General features: G+C 40.6%; 18 protein-coding genes. 9 read left to right on the plus strand and 9 right to left on the minus strand.

What is annotated here, in order from left to right; all coding sequences use genetic code 11:
• Nucleotides 1-24: 24 nt before the first annotated feature.
• Together ACTJJG_RS12215 and ACTJJG_RS12220 are read right to left on the minus strand one after the other, a co-directional pair.
• Entirely contained in the window at nucleotides 25-432 is a 408-nt protein-coding gene (locus ACTJJG_RS12215) for a DNA polymerase III subunit chi (RefSeq protein ID WP_032070644.1), read from the minus strand.
• A complete protein-coding gene (locus ACTJJG_RS12220; protein WP_032070643.1) occupies nucleotides 425-1,873 on the minus strand; it encodes a leucyl aminopeptidase in 1,449 nt (482 codons plus the stop codon). The genes ACTJJG_RS12215 and ACTJJG_RS12220 overlap by 8 nt, the downstream gene beginning before the upstream one ends.
• A gap of 143 nt (nucleotides 1,874-2,016) precedes the next feature.
• Here ACTJJG_RS12220 and lptF point away from each other — a divergent pair, with 143 nt between their 5' ends.
• The 4 genes from lptF (at nucleotide 2,017) to ACTJJG_RS12240 (ending at nucleotide 7,061) form a co-directional block, all read left to right on the plus strand.
• Nucleotides 2,017-3,117 carry an LPS export ABC transporter permease LptF gene (gene lptF / locus ACTJJG_RS12225; protein ID WP_002121169.1) on the plus strand — a complete coding sequence of 367 codons (1,101 nt, stop codon included), beginning with the start codon at nucleotides 2,017-2,019 and terminating at the stop codon, nucleotides 3,115-3,117.
• Nucleotides 3,117-4,187: an LPS export ABC transporter permease LptG gene (gene lptG, locus ACTJJG_RS12230; protein WP_002121203.1), complete on the plus strand. Its 1,071-nt coding sequence runs from the start codon at nucleotides 3,117-3,119 to the stop codon at nucleotides 4,185-4,187. The genes lptF and lptG overlap by 1 nt, the downstream gene beginning before the upstream one ends.
• A gap of 126 nt (nucleotides 4,188-4,313) precedes the next feature.
• Nucleotides 4,314-5,861: a 2,3-bisphosphoglycerate-independent phosphoglycerate mutase gene (gpmI, locus tag ACTJJG_RS12235; protein ID WP_372552774.1), complete on the plus strand. Its 1,548-nt coding sequence runs from the start codon at nucleotides 4,314-4,316 to the stop codon at nucleotides 5,859-5,861.
• Between the two features lie 15 nt (nucleotides 5,862-5,876).
• A complete protein-coding gene (locus ACTJJG_RS12240) occupies nucleotides 5,877-7,061 on the plus strand; it encodes a S41 family peptidase (RefSeq protein ID WP_002121269.1) in 1,185 nt (394 codons plus the stop codon).
• 3 nt (nucleotides 7,062-7,064) lie between these two features.
• On the opposite strand, the gene ACTJJG_RS12245 is transcribed toward ACTJJG_RS12240, so the two are convergent.
• Genes ACTJJG_RS12245 through gacA form a run of 3 tightly spaced genes read right to left on the minus strand, consistent with a single transcriptional unit; the run spans nucleotide 7,065 to nucleotide 10,716 of the window.
• Nucleotides 7,065-8,477 (minus strand): sigma-54-dependent transcriptional regulator, encoded by a 1,413-nt coding sequence (locus ACTJJG_RS12245; protein ID WP_372552775.1) that lies wholly within the window; start codon nucleotides 8,475-8,477, stop codon nucleotides 7,065-7,067.
• Nucleotides 8,478-8,501: 24 nt separating this feature from the next.
• Entirely contained in the window at nucleotides 8,502-10,070 is a 1,569-nt protein-coding gene (locus ACTJJG_RS12250; protein WP_005065716.1) for a sensor histidine kinase, read from the minus strand.
• A gap of 10 nt (nucleotides 10,071-10,080) precedes the next feature.
• A complete protein-coding gene (gene gacA, locus ACTJJG_RS12255; protein ID WP_002121174.1) occupies nucleotides 10,081-10,716 on the minus strand; it encodes a response regulator transcription factor GacA in 636 nt (211 codons plus the stop codon).
• Between the two features lie 212 nt (nucleotides 10,717-10,928).
• On the opposite strand from gacA, the gene pbpG reads away from it, so the two are divergent.
• Nucleotides 10,929-11,975, plus strand: a complete 1,047-nt coding sequence (gene pbpG / locus ACTJJG_RS12260) for a D-alanyl-D-alanine endopeptidase PBP7/8 (protein WP_005065720.1) — start codon at nucleotides 10,929-10,931, stop codon at nucleotides 11,973-11,975.
• A 107-nt stretch (nucleotides 11,976-12,082) separates the two neighbouring features.
• On the opposite strand, the gene thrC is transcribed toward pbpG, so the two are convergent.
• The 4 genes from thrC to xerD all read right to left on the minus strand — a co-directional run bounded on the left by thrC (nucleotide 12,083) and on the right by xerD (nucleotide 16,704).
• Nucleotides 12,083-13,222: a threonine synthase gene (thrC, locus tag ACTJJG_RS12265; RefSeq protein ID WP_002048893.1), complete on the minus strand. Its 1,140-nt coding sequence runs from the start codon at nucleotides 13,220-13,222 to the stop codon at nucleotides 12,083-12,085.
• 54 nt (nucleotides 13,223-13,276) lie between these two features.
• Entirely contained in the window at nucleotides 13,277-14,578 is a 1,302-nt protein-coding gene (locus ACTJJG_RS12270) for a homoserine dehydrogenase (protein ID WP_002121263.1), read from the minus strand.
• A gap of 243 nt (nucleotides 14,579-14,821) precedes the next feature.
• Nucleotides 14,822-15,637 (minus strand): DsbC family protein, encoded by an 816-nt coding sequence (locus ACTJJG_RS12275; RefSeq protein WP_372552776.1) that lies wholly within the window; start codon nucleotides 15,635-15,637, stop codon nucleotides 14,822-14,824.
• A 146-nt stretch (nucleotides 15,638-15,783) separates the two neighbouring features.
• Nucleotides 15,784-16,704 carry a site-specific tyrosine recombinase XerD gene (gene xerD / locus ACTJJG_RS12280; RefSeq protein ID WP_032063102.1) on the minus strand — a complete coding sequence of 307 codons (921 nt, stop codon included), beginning with the start codon at nucleotides 16,702-16,704 and terminating at the stop codon, nucleotides 15,784-15,786.
• A 143-nt stretch (nucleotides 16,705-16,847) separates the two neighbouring features.
• Between xerD and ACTJJG_RS12285 the strand changes: the two genes are divergently transcribed.
• From ACTJJG_RS12285 to murD, 4 genes are all read left to right on the plus strand, one after another.
• Nucleotides 16,848-17,111, plus strand: a complete 264-nt coding sequence (locus tag ACTJJG_RS12285; protein WP_002121198.1) for a FeoA family protein — start codon at nucleotides 16,848-16,850, stop codon at nucleotides 17,109-17,111.
• A complete protein-coding gene (gene feoB, locus ACTJJG_RS12290) occupies nucleotides 17,108-18,961 on the plus strand; it encodes a ferrous iron transporter B (protein WP_032070641.1) in 1,854 nt (617 codons plus the stop codon). Before ACTJJG_RS12285 ends, feoB begins: the two co-directional genes overlap by 4 nt.
• 20 nt (nucleotides 18,962-18,981) lie before the next feature.
• Nucleotides 18,982-19,233: a DUF6587 family protein gene (locus ACTJJG_RS12295; RefSeq protein WP_032005839.1), complete on the plus strand. Its 252-nt coding sequence runs from the start codon at nucleotides 18,982-18,984 to the stop codon at nucleotides 19,231-19,233.
• A 160-nt stretch (nucleotides 19,234-19,393) separates the two neighbouring features.
• Nucleotides 19,394-20,740 (plus strand): UDP-N-acetylmuramoyl-L-alanine--D-glutamate ligase, encoded by a 1,347-nt coding sequence (gene murD / locus ACTJJG_RS12300; RefSeq protein WP_069119386.1) that lies wholly within the window; start codon nucleotides 19,394-19,396, stop codon nucleotides 20,738-20,740.
• Nucleotides 20,741-20,753 lie beyond the last annotated feature (13 nt).

Genomic DNA, 20,753 nt, shown 5'->3' on the forward strand with positions numbered 1-20,753 from the left:
CAACAGTATTTACATTTTAGCGCGTTATAATTTAAAGGTTCGCGGTTCTATACCCAAACGGCGATACATTTTAAATTTTTCTCGACCAATTTGCTTGGCTGTTTCATTATTTTCAACAATTTCTATAATGTGGCTAAAATGATCAACTTGTTCAAGTGCATGATTGTTAAAATTAAATACTAACAAGCCTTGTTCAAGTGGTTGTTTAGCCGAAATACATACAGCAGCCTCAGTTTGATCAACTCCATGTGGAATGAAACTGACAGGGTCGAAATCCCATAATCTTTCATCAAGAGTTTGTTGTAGCTGCACATCTGGGCAATACCACCAGATTTTAGGATGCTTCTGTAAAATCTTTCGGCATAAACGGCAAGCACTATCGACTTGCCGTTCTTCACTGGTTTCAAACAGATAAAAACTAACTTTAGCCATTCGTATTTACACGATTCGCTAAAAATTGCATGAGTAATGGTACTGGGCGACCTGTTGCACCTTTAGCCGGACCAGATAACCATGCTGTTCCTGCTACATCTAAATGAGCCCAACGGTACTCACGTGTAAAGCGCTCAAGGAAACATGCTGCCGTAATTGCACCGCCGTATGGACCGCCGATGTTCGCAATGTCAGCAAATGGTGAATCAAGTAATTCTTGATAATCCTCAATCACTGGCATACGCCATACACGGTCAAATGATTGCTCACCCGCTTGTTGAAGTTCAGCTGCTAAAGCATCATCTGGCGAGAACAAACCACTCAGTACTTTACCTAAAGCAACTACGCATGCACCAGTTAATGTTGCGATATCAACCACGACTGCTGGATTGAAACGTTTGATATAGGTCAATGTGTCGCACAGTACCAAACGACCTTCCGCATCGGTATTTAAAATTTCAACAGTTTGTCCGCTCATGGTTGTCACAATATCACCTGGGCGAGTTGCTTTACCTGAAGGCATATTTTCTGCAGCTGCAATTGCTCCAACGACATGAATAGGGAGTTTTGCTTCGCATAGCGCACGAATAGTACCTAATACAGAGGCTGCACCGCACATATCGAACTTCATTTCATCCATGCCTAGGCCTGGTTTTAAAGAAATACCGCCTGTATCAAAAGTAACGCCTTTACCAACAAGCACAACAGGCGCTTGATCGATTCCAGCTTGGTATTCGAGTGTTACGATACGACCCGGACGTTCAGATCCTTTGCTGACTGCAAGAAAAGCATACATACCTAAATCAGCCATTTGCTGTTCATTTAAGACAGTTACTTTGAGTAAGTCAGGGAATTCTGCAGCTAAAGCTAATGCTTGTTCTGCCAAATATTCAGGGAAGCAAATGTTGCCTGGACGGTTGCCAAGGTCACGTGCATACGACTGACCAGACTGTACGGCATGCACTAAAGCCAGTTGTTTTTCATCGAGGCTCGTCGTTGAACTAATTAAATCAACCTGTTGTAACACAAATTCATTTTTTTTCGATTTAAACTCATCATAACCATAAGCTGCTTGAGTTAAGCTTAAAGCGAATAAATAATGGTATTCGACAGGTAACGCAGCAATATCAATTGCGATATGCTTAAATTTATTTTGTGTCGATTTGATAATGGTTTGGGCAAGTTTAGCGAGCTTAACCGCCTGAAGTTCGGCTGTTTTTCCTAAGCCAAGTAATTGGCTATGAGATTGATTTGAAACCTGACCGAATAAAGGCAGAGTTTCATTGAAGTTGCCTTTGAATTGGGTGGCAGTAAGAACGCTTTCTAGGTTATTGATTTGATATGTGTTGATGTTGCTTTGTAGCTGTTCTGAATCAACTAAAACCCACAAAGATTCATTAGATGTCTGTTCGGGAAAAGTTGTATAAGTTGTAAATTTCATGGCTGCCGTGATTGCCTATAGAAAGTTATGTTGGATTAAAACATTGAAACACTTTCAAGCATAGCGTTGCAATGTGCGGTTTTATATTTTTAACATTCGGGTAAACTAGCACACGTCCCGATTAGCCTTTTGGAAGTATTACTTTGATTATTCGGCGTTATCTCGTCAAGCAAGTTGTCTCTACCTCATTGGTGGTCATTTCTTTACTGACCTTAATCATGATGGGTGGTCGTCTGATCAAATACTTTGGTGTGGCGGCGCAGGGGCGTTTAGATGCCAGTATCTTGTTTAGCATCATTGGATATCGTTTACCTGAATTTCTAACACTCATTTTACCATTGGGTTTTTTCATTGGTTTAATGTTGGTGTTTGGTCGTTTATATGTTGACCATGAAATGGCTGTATTGAATGGTAGTGGTGTAAGCCGTCATCAATTAGCACGATTACTCATTCCAATGACGCTTGTTTATATGGTGTTTCAGTCTGTGCTTATGCTCTGGATGACGCCATGGGGACTACGTGAGTTTGAAAAACTGACAACTACACAAGCTGTCCGGACAGGTTTCGATTTGGTTCGACCAAGAGAGTTTATTTCCTCTGGGCCATATACGATCTATGCAGGTTCATTGTCAGAAGACCGAAAGAATTTGAAGGATATTTTCTTTTATCAGCGCGCTGCTAAAGAAGATAAGCCAGATGTTATGATTTTGGCAAAAGAAGCGACTCGTGTAGAAGTTGCAAATGACACCGCCAATGTCGTTGATCTGGTACAAGGTCGTCGCTATGAAATATTCCCGGGACAACCAAAATATACACAAGCAGAGTTTCAGTCTTATCGTCTACGTTTAGAAAATGATAAAGATGTTAAGTTTGAAAGTGGCGATGTAGAAGCATTATCAACGACTAAACTCTTTTCAAAAACAAATGATCCAGTCATAAGAAGTGAGTTGGGATGGCGTTTATTTGGGCCATTCACCATTGTTATTGCGTTAATGCTATCAGTGGCATTGTCTGAGGTGAGTCCACGACAAGGCCGTTATTACCGTCTTATTCCGGCGATTTTTATTTTTTCCAGTCTGATCGTATTAATGATTGCAATCAAGACTCGTATTAGTAAAGAAGAACTCGATATTTGGGCTTATCCTGCCGTGTTAGTTGTGTATGGCGTTGCTGCCGCCTTATTCTCACGTAAGCAGAAGTTAGGACCAAAAATCAAGAAACAGATCAAGCGAGTGAAATTATAATGTTAGCACGTCGAATAGTCGCCAAATATGTGACGAAAACCACTGCGCTTGCGATGTTTGGCACCACAGTTGTTTTGTCCATTCTTCAGGTCTTATTTACATATCTTGGCGAGTTGGGTGAGCTCAAACCAGACTATAACGCATGGCAAGCTCTCGTCTATGTCTTGTGGGGAGCTCCTCGCTATCTCTATGAAATTTTACCTATCTCTGCCTTGATTGGTGCTGTGATTGGACTGGGCTCATTGGCAACGAGTAGTGAACTCATTGTTATGCGTTCAGTCGGTGTTAGCTTATGGCGTATTGTTGGTTGGGTTATGCGCTCAGCTTTACTGCTTATTATTTTGTCGTTTGCTTTAAGTGAATGGGTTATTCCTTATACCAATGAAAAAGCACAAAGTGTTAAAAGCCATCGTTCAGTAGCTGCTTTAGGTGAAGTTAAAGGCTATTGGTCACGTGAAGGGCAGCGATTTATCTATATCGACTATGCTAACTCTCAAGGCAATTTAAGAGACATTCAAGTGGTCGACTTTGACCAGAACTATTACTTGCAATCATTAATTAATGCTCAGCAAGGACAGTTTATTAAAAATGGTCAATGGGCTTTGAAAAAAGCTGAACAAATGGACATTTTGGCGGCAGGCAATGCCATCAAAACTGACCATGAAGAACAATCACTTGCTTTAGCATTACAGCCTAAATATGTGCATATGGTGACTTTAGATCCTGAAGATTTATCGCCAAGCCAACTGATTAGCTTTATGCGTTATATGGATGAATATAGTCAGGTACCAAAGACTTACCAATTAGCTTTCTGGCAAAAAGTTGCTTCGCCATTTTCACTCATTGCATTAGTTCTAGTGGCGTGTTCTTTTATTTTTGGACCGTTACGCCAACAATCAATGGGTTTCCGTTTGGTGATCGCATTGTTTATTGGTTTGAGTTTCTATTATTTGCAAGATTTCTTGGGTTATGCGAGCTTGGTTTATTCCCCATCTCCAGCATGGTTCGTACTTGTACCTATCTTGCTAATGTTTGGTGCCGGAAGTTATTTGCTTTACCGCGCTCGTTAGAAATAAGTGATATTTATGGTTTTCATCAATCGCGGATATTGGTGAAAGCCATAGGAATAAATAGAGTCTTGACCGAAAATTCGGTAAGATATTGTGACGAAATTGTAGACAAAAGAGAAATTGATTATGACGGATGCAACTGCTGGCAAGATCCCTCACGTTCTGGTCATTATGGATGGTGTTGGACACCGTGAAGCGATTGAAGATAATGCTTTTCTTGCAGCAAAAACACCAAATTTGGCGGCAATGAAAGCCAAGCATCCGAATAGTCTAATTTCTGGTTCAGGTGAAGATGTTGGATTGCCTGATGGGCAAATGGGGAACTCTGAAGTTGGCCATATGAATCTTGGCGCTGGCCGTGTGTTATATCAAGACTTTACCCGTATTACTAAAGATATCCGTACTGGTGACTTCTTTAAACATGAAGTGTTGATCGACGCTGTTGAAAAAGCCAAAGCTGCTGGCGGTGCTGTCCATATCATGGGGCTACTTTCAGAAGGTGGCGTCCATTCACATGAAGATCATATTGTGGCGATGTGTGAACTTGCATTAAAACGCGGTGCAAAAGTTTATTTGCACGCTTTCCTTGATGGTCGTGATACACCTCCACGCAGTGCTCAGCCGTCTTTAGAAAAATTAGATGCATTATTTGCTCAATATCCGGGCCAAGGCCGTATCGCAACCATGATTGGTCGCTACTTTGCAATGGACCGTGACAACCGTTGGGATCGTGTTGAGCAAGCTTATCGCTTGTTAACAGAAGGTGAAGCACTTCGTACTGCGCAAACAGCGGTTGAAGGGTTGGAATTAGCTTATGCAGCCAACGAAAATGATGAGTTTGTAAAAGCGACTCGTATTGGTGATATTGCTAAAGTTCAAGATGGTGATAGCGTTGTATTTATGAATTTCCGTGCTGACCGAGCTCGTGAAATTACTCGCGCATTTGTAGAGAAAGACTTTGCTGGTTTTGAACGCAAAGTTGTACCAAATCTTTCTAAATTTGTGATGTTAACGCGTTATCAGGCAAGCATTGATGCACCAATTGCCTACATGCCAGAAGCCCTTAAAAATTCATTGGGTGAGTATTTATCTTCTTTGGGTAAAACCCAGTTACGTATTGCTGAAACTGAAAAGTATGCGCATGTGACATTCTTCTTTAGTGGTGGTCGTGAAGATGAATATCCGGGTGAAAAACGTATTTTAATTCCATCTCCAAACGTTGCGACATATGACCTTAAGCCAGAAATGAGTGCTTATGAAGTCACTGATGAGTTGGTTAAAGCGATTAATTCGGGTGAATACGACTTATTAGTTGTGAACTATGCAAATGGTGATATGGTCGGTCATACAGGTGTGTTTGATGCTGCGGTTAAAGCAGTTGAAGCGGTTGATACTTGTTTAGGTCGTGTCTATGAGGCAGTTATGGCGAAAAAAGGCCATATGCTCATTACTGCTGACCATGGTAACGTTGAACAAATGCAAGACTACGAAAGTGGGCAAGTGCACACTCAACATACAACCGAGCTTGTGCCGTTTATCTATGTTGGCCCAACACAAGCAACAATTGCAGAAGGTGGTGTGCTTGCAGACGTAGCACCGACAATTCTCAATTTAATGAAGATTCCTGTTCCTGCCGAAATGCAAGGACGTAATCTGATTACACTATCTGCATAAGTTAAAGGTGATTGGATGCTCCAACACATTAAATATAAAAAACTTATTGTAAGTATGTTGCTGTGTTGCAGCCAATTTACCTTTGCAGCGCCAGTTGTAAAAGAAAAAATGTCACCTTTGCATTCGGATTCGGAAGAACCGGAACATAGCTATGCAGAGGTGCCGATCGAGTCGATTCAACAGTTTGTGCAAATCTATGGAATTGTTCGAGATAACTACGTTGATGTGAAATCTGACGATGCCTTATTTCAACAAGCCATAAAAGGGTTAGTGAGCGGGTTAGATCGTTATTCGCGTTATTTATCGGCAGAAGAATATCGCCAACTGATTCAATACACAGAGGGTGATCTTGCATCAGTTGATTTTGCATTAAGCCCTGAATCACATGCTCATAAATGGATGATTCGTGATCTTAAAACCGGTTCTGATTCCTATAAATTAGGTTTGAGAAATGGTCAGACGATTCTCAAAATTGATAACCAAGATTTAAAAAATTTAAACCAAGATCAGGTGCTTGGCCTACTTTACGGTTCTATTGGAAGTACACTTCAAGTACAAGCAGAAGAGCTAAACGGAAATATCAACTTAGTTCGTAATAAAAAAATAGAAACCGATATAGAACCTGTAATGCTACATAATCAGGTGCTCGTACTAAAAATTAGAGTATTCCAACAAGACACTGCTAATGAAATTAAAAGATTAATTGAAGAAAACAGTTCTCCACGTTTAAAAGCTGTTTTAATCGATTTGCGAAACAATCCGGGTGGGTTGTTATCGGCAGCAGTTGAGTCAGCAGATTTATTTTTAAATAACGGAATTATTGTTTCAACCAAAAGCCGTTCGGAAGGTAACCAGCAGTTTCAGGCTTTGCCCGGTAATGAATTTCAGAATATAAAACTGGGTATATTAATTAATCACCGCTCTGCATCGGCAGCAGAAGTTTTTACTGCGGCCATGAAAGAACACCAGCGTGCTTGGGTGATGGGTGAAAAAAGTTATGGAAAAGGTGTAGTGCAAAAGCTATTTCCTTTACCGAGTGGAGCAGCTCTACAAATGACAGTCTCTCACTACTACACGCCAAATGGCAATATGATTGAAGGACAGGGTATTCAGCCTAACCAGACCTATCCATTACCTGCAGAAATGAAAGAAGACGTATATTTAGAGCGCGTTGCAGATTTATTCCTAAAGAGGAAGTAATTTTTATACTTCCTCTCCCATTTCAGTATCTAAGCCAAACTTTTTGAGCCGATAGCGCAAAGAACGGAATGTCATTCCTAGCTTTTTAGCTGCCAAAGTTCGATTCCAATGAGTCATATTTAGCGCATTCAGTAAAATATCTTTTTCGATATTTTCTAAGTAGCGTTCTAAACCTTCCATTGGAAATTTTGGGTGAGTCTGAACAGCCGGTGTTTGATTTAGTTGTTTCGTTACGATTTGCGGGCTCACGCTACTGCCTCTAGGAGGAGGTGCTAAGTGTGTTAAATCAATGGGCTCATCATCACTTAAAGTAATAGCTCGCTCAATCATATTTCTTAATTCACGAACATTACCCGGAAAGTCTTGCTGCAATAAGTAAGTTTCAGCGCTCGCCGTTAATTGCTTGCTTGAAACTCCCCATTCCGTACAAACCTTTTGAATAAAATGATTGGCCAATAGCAAAATATCTCCACCACGGTCACGTAGTGGCGGCAACATAATATCCATAACATGAATACGGAAAAATAAGTCCTGACGGAATTTACCTTGTTGAACTAATAAATCTAAGTCTTGGTGACTGGCACTGATTACTCGAAAATCGACATCAATTTCCTGATCTGAACCTACAGGGCGAATCTTTTTCTCTTGTACTGCCCGAAGCAATTTAACTTGCATACTTAAAGGCAATTCGGCAATTTCATCTAAAAATAAACTGCCGCCGTGTGCCGATAAAATCAGACCTTGTTTGTCTTGAGTCGCGCCAGTAAAGCTCCCTTTTTTATGCCCGAAAAGTTCATTTTCCATGAGCTCAGTTGGGATTGCTCCACAGTTAATTGCAATAAATGGTCCTTCACTGCGGTTGCTTAATCGGTGAATCAGATTCGCAACAACTTCTTTACCCGTACCAGACTCGCCTGTAACAAATACAGGAGCTTGGGAGCGGGCTATTTTTTTAATAGCTGTCCGTAAGTTTTGTATAGGTGGTGAACGCCCAATTAATAAGTCATTTTCTAATGTTGTTTCACCGAACTCATGCTCTGGTTTTGGCTGGTTAAGCGCCTTTTTTAACAATTGATCTAAATGAATTTGGTTAATCGGTTTGCTGACAAAATCAAAAGCTCCCGCTTTTAGTGCTGCAATTGCAATATCCATATTGCCGTATGCAGTTAAGACTGCAATGGGTGTGTGTGGGTAAGTTTGAGAAACATGTTGAACCAATTCTAAACCACTACCATCAGGTAGATTTAAATCGGTCAAGCACGCATCGTAATGAAACTGAGTAAAGAGCTGTTTGGCCTGTTCAACCCGATAAGCAAGATGTGTCTTAATCCCCATTCGTGCAAGAGTCATTTGCATTAACAGGCACAAATCTTCTTCATCGTCTACAAGCAAAACGAGTGGTTGCTGTTCTGCCATTTCCCCAAAAACCTAATAAAAAAATCAATATATTATTGGGCATTCTATTCTGAAGCATGCCCCTTGTTTTTGCTCTACATAAGTGAGCTTTGCATGGTTTGCCTCACAAAAACTATGAGACAAATATAATCCTAAACCAGTTCCATTAATTTCGGTACTAAAAAATGGTTTAAATAATTGAGATATATCACGTTTTGAAACCCCTTCACCGTAATCGATCACATCAATATAAATTTTATTTGTTTGTGAATGGATATTGATCAGAACATCGGGAGAGTGGGGTGCATTGTGGCGTAGAGCATTCCTAACAAGGTTAATGAGCACTTGTCTGAGTTGCTTTTCATCAAACAATAGCTTTAAGGATAAATCAGAACTTTTAAGCTGGATCGCATGTTTAACATCAGATAAATCTTCATCTAATAACGTTTTTAAGAAGTCATTTAATTCAATCTGGATGGGATACGTTCTTTCACTGCGGGCAAGTCCTAACGTATCTTGAACAATACTATCAATGCGTTTCGTTTGCTTGCCAATCATATTGCGTAAAGTATTTTGCTGTTCCGCGTCACTATCTTTGAGTAATTCATTTGCTTGAACAATGGCTGCAAGAGGATTACGGATCTCATGTGCAATACTTGCTGAGAGTTGTCCTAAAGCAGCAAGTTTGAGTTGTTGAGCTTGCTGATTAATCTGCTGCGCATCTTGTAAGATGAGTAGTGTTAATGCTTGCTGCGGCACCAAAAGATGTTGCACTTTAATATTAATAGAGTAAGCCGACAGTCGAGACTCAAAAATAAATCGATCACCTTCTTTTAAGTTATCAAACTTAAGAATTTCAAATAAGTCAGCATGCCATTTTGCTAAGGGATATTTTTCACTGGCAAATTGAGGTGGAATTCCTAAAAGAGAGCAGGCGGCTGGGTTACTTAAAACAATGTCGTAGTTTTCATCTAGAACTAAATAGCCCTCTTCAATTTGTTCCAAGATATAGCGGTTAATATTTTGTAGTTGATAGAGTTCTATTGATTGATGGAAAGTTAGCGCTTCAAGTAATTTAAAGCGCTGGACCGCAATTTGTCCGATTCCATGTACTACAAAAAACAAGAATGCCAATAAGGCGCTATTACCAATCGTATTTAAATTATTGTAGTCAAATAAACTGCCAACGAAGCGTTGGTAAATAACCGCAATGACTGCAAGTAATGTAATGAGCAACGACATTCTTGCGCTAAGTAAAATGGCCGAAGTAAATATGGCAATAACATAGAGCAAGCTGAGTTGAAGATTGGGTTCGCCTACTGAAAATGTAAGTAAACTCAGACAGATAATATCAACTACAAAAAATAAAATGAGCTGCCTTGTTGCCTGAGTGGCAATAAACTTGAAGCATAAAAGTTGAAGAAGGCTTAAGAGCGAATAGCCGAGTAGTGTATAAGAATATAAAGTGGGTTGTTGTAGACTATTGTCGATTTGAGCATCGGTTAAAACCAAAATAATATTCAGGCTAACCGCAATAATAAGGCGATATAAACCATACCACGTGCCCAAACGAAATATCGTATGGGACAAGGATGAGTTTACGGGAAATTGCATGTAAGTCTGATTAAGGCTTGATCAGACCGTAACGAATCGCGAGATGAGTCAGTTTAACATCACTATCAATGGCTAGCTTTTCAAAAATACGGTAGCGGTAAGTATTCACTGTTTTAACACTTACAAAAAGTTTGTCTGCAATTTCTTGAGCGCTAATACAATTTACAACCATCATTGCAACTTGCATTTCTCGTTCAGAGAGAGAATCAAAAGGTGATTGCTGTGTATCGGATAAATAAGAACTTGCTAATTGCTCCGCAATATCGGCACTAAAGTATTTGCCGCCTTGCATCACTTTATTGATAGCCCGAACCATTTCGGTAATTGGAGCACCTTTGGTGATGTAACCTTTAGCTCCTGCTTTAAGCAAAAGAGAAGGGTAAGGTTCTTCTGCTAAGCCACTGACTGCAATCACTTTTGTATCTGGTGCGGTTTGCAGTAAACGACGTGTTGTTTCTACGCCGCCGATGCCAGGCATATTGACATCAAGTAGCACAACTTGAGGATGTTTCTGACGAACAATAGCAATTGCTTCTTCACCCGATTCGGCTTGTCCAATGACCTCTACATCGGCATGATCTTCTAACATACGGCAGATACCTGTACGTACAAGTTCATGGTCATCCACAACTAAAACTGTAATCAAGAAGACCTCCTTTCTTTCAAAAAACAAGTTTTTTGTTACATAAAGCAAAATTAGCTTGCAATGGAATGACAAAATTAGCAATCCTATTCTTATATAGTGAGCGAATAGTTGTGCACAATTGTGTCGGTAAAAGCGTTATACCTTATACCTCAAATGTAAGGCATAATTATAGTAAGCGCAAATGTGTATCACCCTGAGTCGAGTATTGTGCCGTGAAAAATTCTAAAAAGTCTTTAATGCATGTGCTAAGCATGTCTATTTTGCTTAGTTTGAGTTCAACAAGCTTTGCAGAACTCGTCAATAACCCGTCCTCAGGGAATAGTGGTACTGCAAGCTTAAATTGGTCTTCAGCTGATGCTAGCCAATTTTTAAATGATGAAGATGACGAACCTACTCCGCAAGGTTCAACATCGGTAACCACAACTTTGCGTGGTGGTAGCGCACCTAAAATTGTAGCATCTGCACCGAAGATTGCTCCAATCCGTGATACGTCTGGTTACAATGCCCAGCCGAGTGTAAGTGCTCGAGCTGCACTTGTGATGGACGCGCAAACTGGTGAAGTGCTCTACAGTAAAAATACTAACGCTTCTGTGCCAATTGCATCTATTACAAAGGTGATGACAGCGGTTGTAACGGCAGATGCCCGTTTAAACATGTCAGAAGAGATTACACTTGAGCAAATTGATTTTGCTGGTGCAGGTGGTAAAAACTCAAGTTCAACCTTACGTGTTGGTGACAAGATGAACCGTGCAGAAGTTCTTCTGTTCGCTCTAATGAAGTCAGAAAACCCAGCAGCAGCAGCTTTAGCACGTACTTATCCGGGTGGGCGTCCTGCATTCGTAGCTGCAATGAATGCTAAAGCTCGTGCCTTGGGTATGAGTTCGACTCACTATTATGAGTCAACTGGTTTAGATCCGCGTAATGTGTCTTCAGCACGTGACTTAGGAATTTTGGTAAGTACAGCTTCTCAATATGGCTTGATTCGTCAATTCTCAACCACACCGACTTATGATTTTAACTTGGGTTATCGCGTGTTGAAATCTAATAATACCAATGCTCTAGTGCGTAATGGTGGTTGGAATATTAACTTGTCTAAAACTGGATATATTAATGAAGCAGGTCGCTGTGTTGTAATGCACACGACTGTAAATTCACGTCCAGCAGTCATTGTATTACTTGGTGAACCAAGTACACAGGCACGTAATAATGATGCAACTAACTTATTGGGTTGGTTAAGTAATTTACCAAAACGTATTTAAGTTCAATATTCTAAAAACGCTTCTATCAAGAAGCGTTTTTTTATGGCTATAAAAAAGACATAAAAAAACGGCTGTTTAATACAGCCGTTTTTTTGAAAAATCAGATCTTACATATTAGATAAAATCGAATCTTTTACTTGGTCCATTGTTGCATCAATTGACAACATCACTGCATCAGCACATTGTTTGATTGCAGTGTCAGGATCTTTCAAGCCATTACCAGTTACTGTACATACAATTACAGAACCTTCAGCAATTTTACCCGCTTTAATATCACGGATCGCACCGCCGATAGAAGCAGCAGACGCTGGCTCAACAAATACGCCTTCATACATAGAAAGTAAGCGTTGAGCTTCTAAAATTTCGCTGTCTTGAAGTTCATCAAACCAGCCTTTAGAGTCACGTACTACAGCTTTTGCATGGTTCCAGCTTTGTGGATTACCAATACGGATTGCAGTTGCAACAGTTTCAGGGCTTTCAACTGGAGCGCCACGTAAGAATGGAGCTGCGCCAGAAGCTTGGTAACCCACCATAGTCGGTAAACCTTCTGGTTTTGGACCAGTGAATTGATCAGTAGCAGCATCATAAATCACTTGTTCAAACTGATCAGCAGGTTGGTTTGCTACAGCTTCGGTATAACCCATCCAGTGAGCGGTGATGTTACCTGCGTTACCTACAGGTAAGCAGTGGTAATCAGGTGCACGGCCTAAAGCTTCAACGATTTCATAAGCAATAGTCTTTTGACCTTGCAAACGGTAAGGGTTGATTGAGTTTACAATCGTTACAGGCGCTTGATCAGCGACTTCTTTTACAAGACGCATACCATCATCGAAGTTACCACGAATTTGCATAGTGATCGCACCATACATCATCGCTTGTGCCATTTTACCCATCGCAATTTTGCCTTCTGGAATCAAAACAAATGCTTTGATACCTGCACGTGCAGCATAGGCAGCAGCAGCAGCAGAAGTGTTACCAGTAGATGCACAGATAATCGCTTTAGAGCCTTCTTCAACCGCTTTGGTTACAGCCATGGTCATACCACGGTCTTTAAATGAACCAGTTGGGTTTAAACCCTCATATTTCACATAAATTTCAACATCTTTGCCAATAATACGTGGAATATTCTCAAGTTTAATGAGTGGGGTGTTGCCTTCACCCAAAGAGATAGCACGAGTAGTTGCCGAAACTGGCAAACGGTCACGATAACGATCTACAAGACCAGTATAACGATTGGCATTAGACATGATGGTGTTCCAATTAGAGGTGAAGCGGGAGAGGGAATCTTTCCCTCAACCTGATTAACTATCGAGCGATTCTAAACGAATTCTTACGATTTCGCCACGAATTGCAGGTAATGCTTGGATTTGTGCAAGAGCATCATCCATTTTTGATTCAACGATTGGATCAGTCAGAATCACGATTGGAATAAGGTCTTTTAAACGAGATTGTTGCATGATCGCATCAATACTAATTCCAGCGCGACTTAAGATGGTAGTCACATCTGCAAGTACGCCAGTTTGATCTTCTGCATTTAAGCGGATGTAGTAACCTGTGGTCATTTCTTCACGGCTTAAAATTGGCACATTGGTTAATGCTTCAAAAGCCAACTGAGGAATTGTTCCTGCGCCGTCTTCGGTATAAGAGATGTCACGAACAATATCAATAACGTCGGCAACAACCGCAGAAGCTGTAGGACCTGCGCCTGCACCCGCGCCGTAATAGAGTGTTGGACCTACGGCATTAGCTTGAACTAAAACAGCATTTTTAACGCCGTTTACATTCGCAATCAGCTGTTCATCTGGAATAAGTGTTGGGTGAACACGTAATTCAATACCTTTTTCAGCACGACGTGCAATACCAAGATGTTTAATGCGGAAACCAAGATCTTCGGCATATTTCACATCTTGCGCAGTGATTTTGCTGATACCTTCGGTATAAACCTTATCAAATTGAAGAGGAATACCAAACGCACAAGACGCTAAAATGGTAAGTTTATGCGCAGCATCAATACCTTCAACGTCAAACGTTGGATCTGCTTCTGCATAACCGAGTTCTTGAGCTTCTTTTAATACATCATCAAATGCACGACCTTTCTCACGCATTTCAGTCAGAATAAAGTTACCTGTACCATTAATAATACCTGCCAACCATTCGATATGGTTTGCAGCAAGACCTTCACGGATCACTTTAATAATTGGAATACCGCCAGCAACTGCTGCTTCATAAGCAATTTGCACAGCATTGTCTTCTGCTGCTTTAAATAATTCATTGCCATGTTCAGCGAGTAGCGCTTTATTTGCAGTCACGACTTGTTTGCCGTGTTTGATCGCTTCCATGATAACTTCGTAAGCAGGGTGGATCCCACCCATAACTTCTACAACTACATCAACGTCTGGTTGACGAACGATGTCAAGTAAATCGGCGCTTTGTTTAATCCCTTCCAATTCAAGATCTGGACGAGGGCGGCGTGTTCCAACGTGGGTAATTTGAATTTCTCGACCGGTGCGACGTTTAATTTCAGCGGCATTTTCTTGTAGTAGTTTAAGGGCTCCTCCACCTACGGTTCCTAGACCGAGTATTGCCAGGCGAACTGGTTTCACGTCACACTCCATTCATCATTTAATCATTTAGTTGAAGCTAGATCATAGCTAAAAAAAACGCCAGACTCTAGCGCTTTTAGTGCTTGTTCAATGAATTAGAGTGCGATGTTTGGAAAAGAAGAGTAGATCAGTCTTTAAACAGAGGTTGTTTAAATATTAATTGTTGAAAAAACAAAGCGCTGCGATCAGAGCAGCGCTTTTTAAAAGAGATAGATGATTAATCATTCATCAGCCTAAAGGATGTTATTTATCCAGACGTTTAATTAATTCATCCGGTGTTAGGTATCCACCTAAGTACTCACCATCAACATTGTAAATAGCCGGTGTTCCATTTACACCCATGTTTAAGCCAAGTTGATATTGTTCACGGACAGGGTTTTTACATTGAGCAGGTGGGATATTGATACCTTGTACTGCTTGGTTAAAGGCAGCTTTACGATCTGCACTACACCATACAGCTTCCATAGTTGGCATAAATTGTTCACCGCGTGGCCAAGCGATATAGCGTACCTCAATACCTTTTTCATTAATTTCAGGTAAATGCTCATGTAATTTGTGGCAATAAGGACAGCTTGCATCGGTAAACACATAAATCACATGTTTAGCCTTACCACCTTTAGCTGGGTAAACGATCAAATCTTCATTTTTTAAAGCAGCCAGATGCTTCTTGTTTTCTGAAGCTTGAAGATTATCGCCGATATTATGCAGTTCTTTACCGCCTAAACGGATGACATCACCTTGAATCAGGTATTTACCCTCACTGGTTGTATAAATCGACGTCATTCCTTCGAGATTTACCCAATATAAGTTAGGCACTTCAGTAGGCTTGATATCTAAAATTTTGGCGTTGATGTTTGCACTCTTAAATTGTTTTTGCAAAGTTTCAATTAAACGCTGTTTCGCATTGCGTTCAATGATGGTTGAAGCTTCCCCAGTAGCAGGTGCGGTCGCAGTGAGCGCATCTTCTTTTTGTGGTTTGTTTTCTTTAGAACAAGCACTGAATAACAGGCTAGAAGCCAAAGCACAGGCAAGAAACAGTTGAGATCGGGTAAAAGACATAGATAACCCTTATTTCATCAGTATTTATAGTCAGAAGCTGCTAAGCATAACAAAAAATCTAGTGTGTATTGTTAAAACTTTCTTAACCTTTGTGAACGAAATCAATTGATTGTTGGGTGTATTTCAAATAATAAGTTTTAAATTTTTTAACCTCTAGGATGATGTTTTTCATGCAATTGTTGCATTCTCACTTGTGCTACATGTGTGTAAATTTGAGTAGTTGATAAGTCACTATGACCCAATAACATTTGTACTACGCGTAAATCGGCGCCGTGATTGAGCAGGTGTGTTGCAAAGGCGTGACGTAAGGTGTGAGGTGAGAGTTCAGCTTGAATATTGGCTTGTAAGGCGTAACGCTTAATGGCATACCAGAAGTTCTGACGGCTCATAATTCCGCCGTGTTGAGTTAAAAAGAGATAGTCAGTAGAGCTTTTATAGAGTTGAGGCCGAGCATCCTGCAAGTAGCGTTCTACCCATTCACAAGCAAATTGCCCTAGCGGGACCAAACGCTCTTTATTACCTTTACCAGTAATTCTTAAATAGCCTTGTTTTAAGTTAATAAGTTCTAGGCGCAAGTTCAGCAGTTCTGAAACACGTAAACCACATGCGTAAAGAACTTCAAACATTGCCCGATCGCGTAAACCCAGTTCTGTATTAATGTCTGGAGCCTGAATCAGTGCTTCGACATCTTCTTCTGATAGATCTTTGGGTAAGGCTCTGCCAATTTTGGGAGAATGATGGGTTGCTACAGGATTATCGCTTCGTAATTTCTGTTCACGTAAAAATTTGTAAAACTGGCGTAGGGCAGATAAGCAACGAGCAATCGAGCGTGGGCTTTTTCCAGCTTTAGTCAACTCAATCAAAACATCAGCGATATCATCACTTGTCCACTCCGGAAGAGCTAATTTTTTATGAAGTTCACTGCATTGAATAAGGTCGGATAAATAAGCATTACGTGTATGTGGACTTACCGTCTGAGCAACGAGATAGTCACGAAAACCTTGTAAAAAGCTCAAATGTTCAGGAATTTGAACAGGGCTTGGAATACGCGGTTTTTTATTCAACATACACTAGATCCTCTAAACTTCTGTACTGTAAAAGAAACTTTAAGGTTTGTCGATTAAACTAGATAAGAAGTGAAATTTAACCTTATTTGGTAATTATTCTCATTTATATGTATACTATTAAAAAAGGTTTAGGATCGGATGCGGTGCGTTTATCAGCTTTAAAAGTGAAGCAAGCGGCGACCATCACCAAAGTGAATCGGATAGAACTAGAGTCCGAGCAGCAAGATTTGGTCGCAATTCGTTTGGAAAGTCTGGGCTTTGTACCGGGCACACGAGTGGAAGTGATTACCAAAGGTATTTTTGGTGGTGATCCGATCTTAATCCAAATTGGCTTTACTCGTTTCGCTTTACGTAAAGCAGAAGCGGAAAAAATTGAAATTCAAGTAGAAGAAGGAGTACCCGCATGAGTGATGCGTTACGTATTGCCCTTGTGGGAAATCCTAACTGTGGTAAAACCTCTCTTTTTAACCATTTAACCGGAACTCGACAAAAAGTTGCAAACTATGCAGGCGTAACGGTCGAGCGTAAGGTTGGTCATTTTCAGTTGCCTTCAGGCCGAGCAGTGCGTGTACTTGATTTGCCGGGTACATATAGCCTTAATGCCACCAGTCCTGATGAAGTAATTACCCGTGACGTGTGTTTGGGTAAAATTGCAGAAGAAGGGCAGCAAGATGCCTTTTTATGTGTGGTTGATGCCACTAACTTAAAATTGCATTTAGGACTAGTACTCGAAATGATCGAGTTGGGTCGTCCGATTTTACTTGTACTGAATATGATGGATGAAGCGCGTCGTCGTGGCATCCAAATTAATACTCAAAAGTTATCTCAGCGTTTGGGCGTACCAGTTGTTGAAACAGTTGCCGTCCGTAATGCGGGTATTGAAAATTTATTACATGCCCTTGATCAAGAAAAATATAGTGTGCCACAAACTGAACTAAGTGGTTTAACTGGAACTCATCATCAAAAAATCGATATGATTTTTAAAGATGTAGTTCATTATGTTGATCAGGGAGATAAGCGTACTGATTTTCTAGATCGAATTTTCTTACATCCGGTTTTGGGCCTACTTAGCCTTGCGCTCATGATGTTTATTGTGTTCCAAGCAGTTTTTGCATGGGCAGCTCCATTCATGGATGGTATTGAAGGCTTCTTCGGCTGGCTTGGTGAGGTAGTGGGAACTGTGATTACCCAACCACTACTGCATAGTTTGGTTGTTGACGGAATTATTGCAGGCGCGGGTGGCGTAGTTGTGTTCTTGCCACAAATTTTGATCTTGTTCTTCTTTATTTTAGTACTCGAAGAATCAGGCTATTTACCGCGTGCAGCATTCTTGCTTGATAAATTAATGTTCCAAGCTGGTTTAAGTGGCCGTGCCTTTATTCCTTTACTTTCGAGCTTTGCTTGTGCAGTACCGGGAATTATGGCAACGCGTAGTATTAGTGACCCTCGTGATCGTTTTACGACCATTATGGTTGCGCCTTTAATGACTTGTTCGGCACGTTTACCCGTCTATGCCTTGCTGATTGCTGCCTTCATTCCAGAGAAAATGGTCTGGGGTATTTTTAACCTACAAGGTTTAGTGCTTTTCGGTCTGTATATGGCTGGTATTGTGAGTGCGCTTTGTGTTTCATTTTTAATGAAGTTTTTGCAAAAAGATAAGTCACAGCATGCTTTACTGCTAGAGCTACCAAGTTATCGTTTCCCTGATTTAAAAAGTGTGGGAATCGGTTTATTGGATCGTGCAAAGATCTTCTTGAAACGCGTCGGTGGAATCATTTTTGCGCTCTCTATTTTGCTCTGGTTCTTGTGTACTTTCCCGCAGCCACCAGAAGGGGCGACATTACCTGCCATAGATTATAGTTTTGCAGGTATGCTCGGACATCTTATCCAACCTTTATTTGCTCCAGTTGGTTTTAACTGGCAAATCTGTATCGCCTTAATCCCAGCTATGGCTGCTCGTGAAGTAGTTGTCGCGGCATTAGGTACAGTTTATGCCTTGTCTGCAACAGATGATGATGCTGTGGCACAAGGTTTGTCACATCTGATTAGTGCAGATGGAACAGGTTGGTCTTTGGCAACAGGTTTATCACTTTTAGTGTGGTTCATTTATGCTCCACATTGTTTGGCAACACTGGCAACGGTACGTCGCGAAACAGGTTCATGGAAACATGTTGCAGCTATGACTGCATATCTGTTTGGTTTAGCTTATTTTGCATCGTTTGTTACCTATCAAATTGCTTCCCACTACTGGGGCTAAAGCAATAAAGGAGGTTGTATATGGTTCAATATCTGATTATTGCGGTTTTAGTGATTTGGAGTGCTGTAGTTGTTTTTAAGAAAGTATTTCCAAAAACAGCAAATTCAGTCTTTTCTTCACTCTCAGCATTTTGCGAAAAGCAAGGTTGGGTAACTTTGGCAAAATGGCTTAAACCGAAAATGGCCTTTGGTTGTGCTGGCGGTTGTGGGTGTTCAAGCGAAGATAAACCTACCAATACAGTTCAAGAAATTAAGCCGATTAAATGGCAATAAATTTAGTATTTCTTGTTTCGTTTAAAAAGCCATCATATTGATGGCTTTTTTACGCACTGACACAAAAAAAGATGAATAAAGTTCAAACTGAAAAAGCATTCAAAACAGCAAAGTGCTAACATTTTTGCCATTCTGTCGATTGATAAATTGTGGGGCAAAAATGTTAATACAACGTGGTGGGTTAAAAGTTGTAGCAGGCTTGGGAATATCAGGCGTTTCTGCTGTAAATTTCCTGCATGAACAAGGCTACCAAGTTGCAGTAACAGACTCTCGTCCCACGCCACCAGGGCATGATCAGATTCCAGCTGGCGTTAAAACCAGTTTCGGTCAACTTGATCAAGAATTATTATTACAAGCAGAAGAAATTATTTTAAGCCCAGGCCTTGCACCGCAATTACCGGAAATTCAGGCAGCTATTGCTAAAGGTATTTCTGTGGTAGGTGATATTCAATTATTACGCCGTGCAACTGATGTGCCTATTGTAGCGATCACTGGCTCTAATGCTAAAAGTACAGTAACGACTTTAATTGGTTTAATGGTTAAAGATGCGGGTAAGAAAGTTGCTGTGGGTGGCAATCTTGGACGCCCAGCTCTAGATTTATTAAAAGATCAACCTGAATTAATTGTACTTGAGCTATCAAGTTTTCAGCTAGAAACCACGTCTCACTTAAATGCTGAAGTTGCTGTGGTTCTCAATATGAGTGAAGACCACTTAGATCGTCACGGCAATATGTTGGGTTACCATCAAGCAAAACACCGTATTTTCCAAGGCGTTAAAAAAGTAGTATTTAACCGTGATGATGCTTTAAGTCGTCCTCTTGTTCCAGATACCACACCAATGCAAAGCTTTGGTTTAAATGCACCAGATTTAAATCAATATGGTGTTTTAAGAGATGGCGATGGCACGCTTTGGCTTGCGCGTGGTTTACAGCGTTTAATTAAAAGCTCAGATTTATATATTCAAGGCATGCATAACGTAGCAAATGCTTTAGCTTGTCTCGCATTAGGTGAGGCAATAGGCCTGCCTATGGAATCTATGCTTGAAACCTTAAAACAATTTAAAGGGTTAGAGCATCGCTGTGAATATGTAAAGACTGTGCATGATGTACGTTATTACAATGATTCCAAAGGCACCAACGTTGGTGCTACGCTTGCAGCGATTGATGGTTTAGGCGCTGCCATTGAAGTGAAAAAAGGTAAGGTTGCCTTGATTTTAGGTGGGCAAGGTAAAGGTCAGGATTTTGGCCCATTACGTTCTTCTATCGAAAAATATGCCAAAGTTGTGGTATTGATTGGTGAGGATGCTTCGGTGATTGAACAAGCCATTCAAGGCGCAACCAAAATTTTACATGCAGCAACGCTTAAAGAAGCTGTAGAGCTGTCTCAACGTGAAACACAGGCCGAAGATGTGGTGTTGTTATCACCAGCATGTGCAAGTTTTGATATGTTTAAAAGTTATAATGACCGTGGTCAGCAGTTTGTTGCCTGCGTCAATTCGTTGGTTTAAAGAAAACATGATT

It is taken from the genome of Acinetobacter sp. 22512, assembly GCF_052044755.1.
GTDB lineage: Bacteria > Pseudomonadota > Gammaproteobacteria > Pseudomonadales > Moraxellaceae > Acinetobacter > Acinetobacter pittii.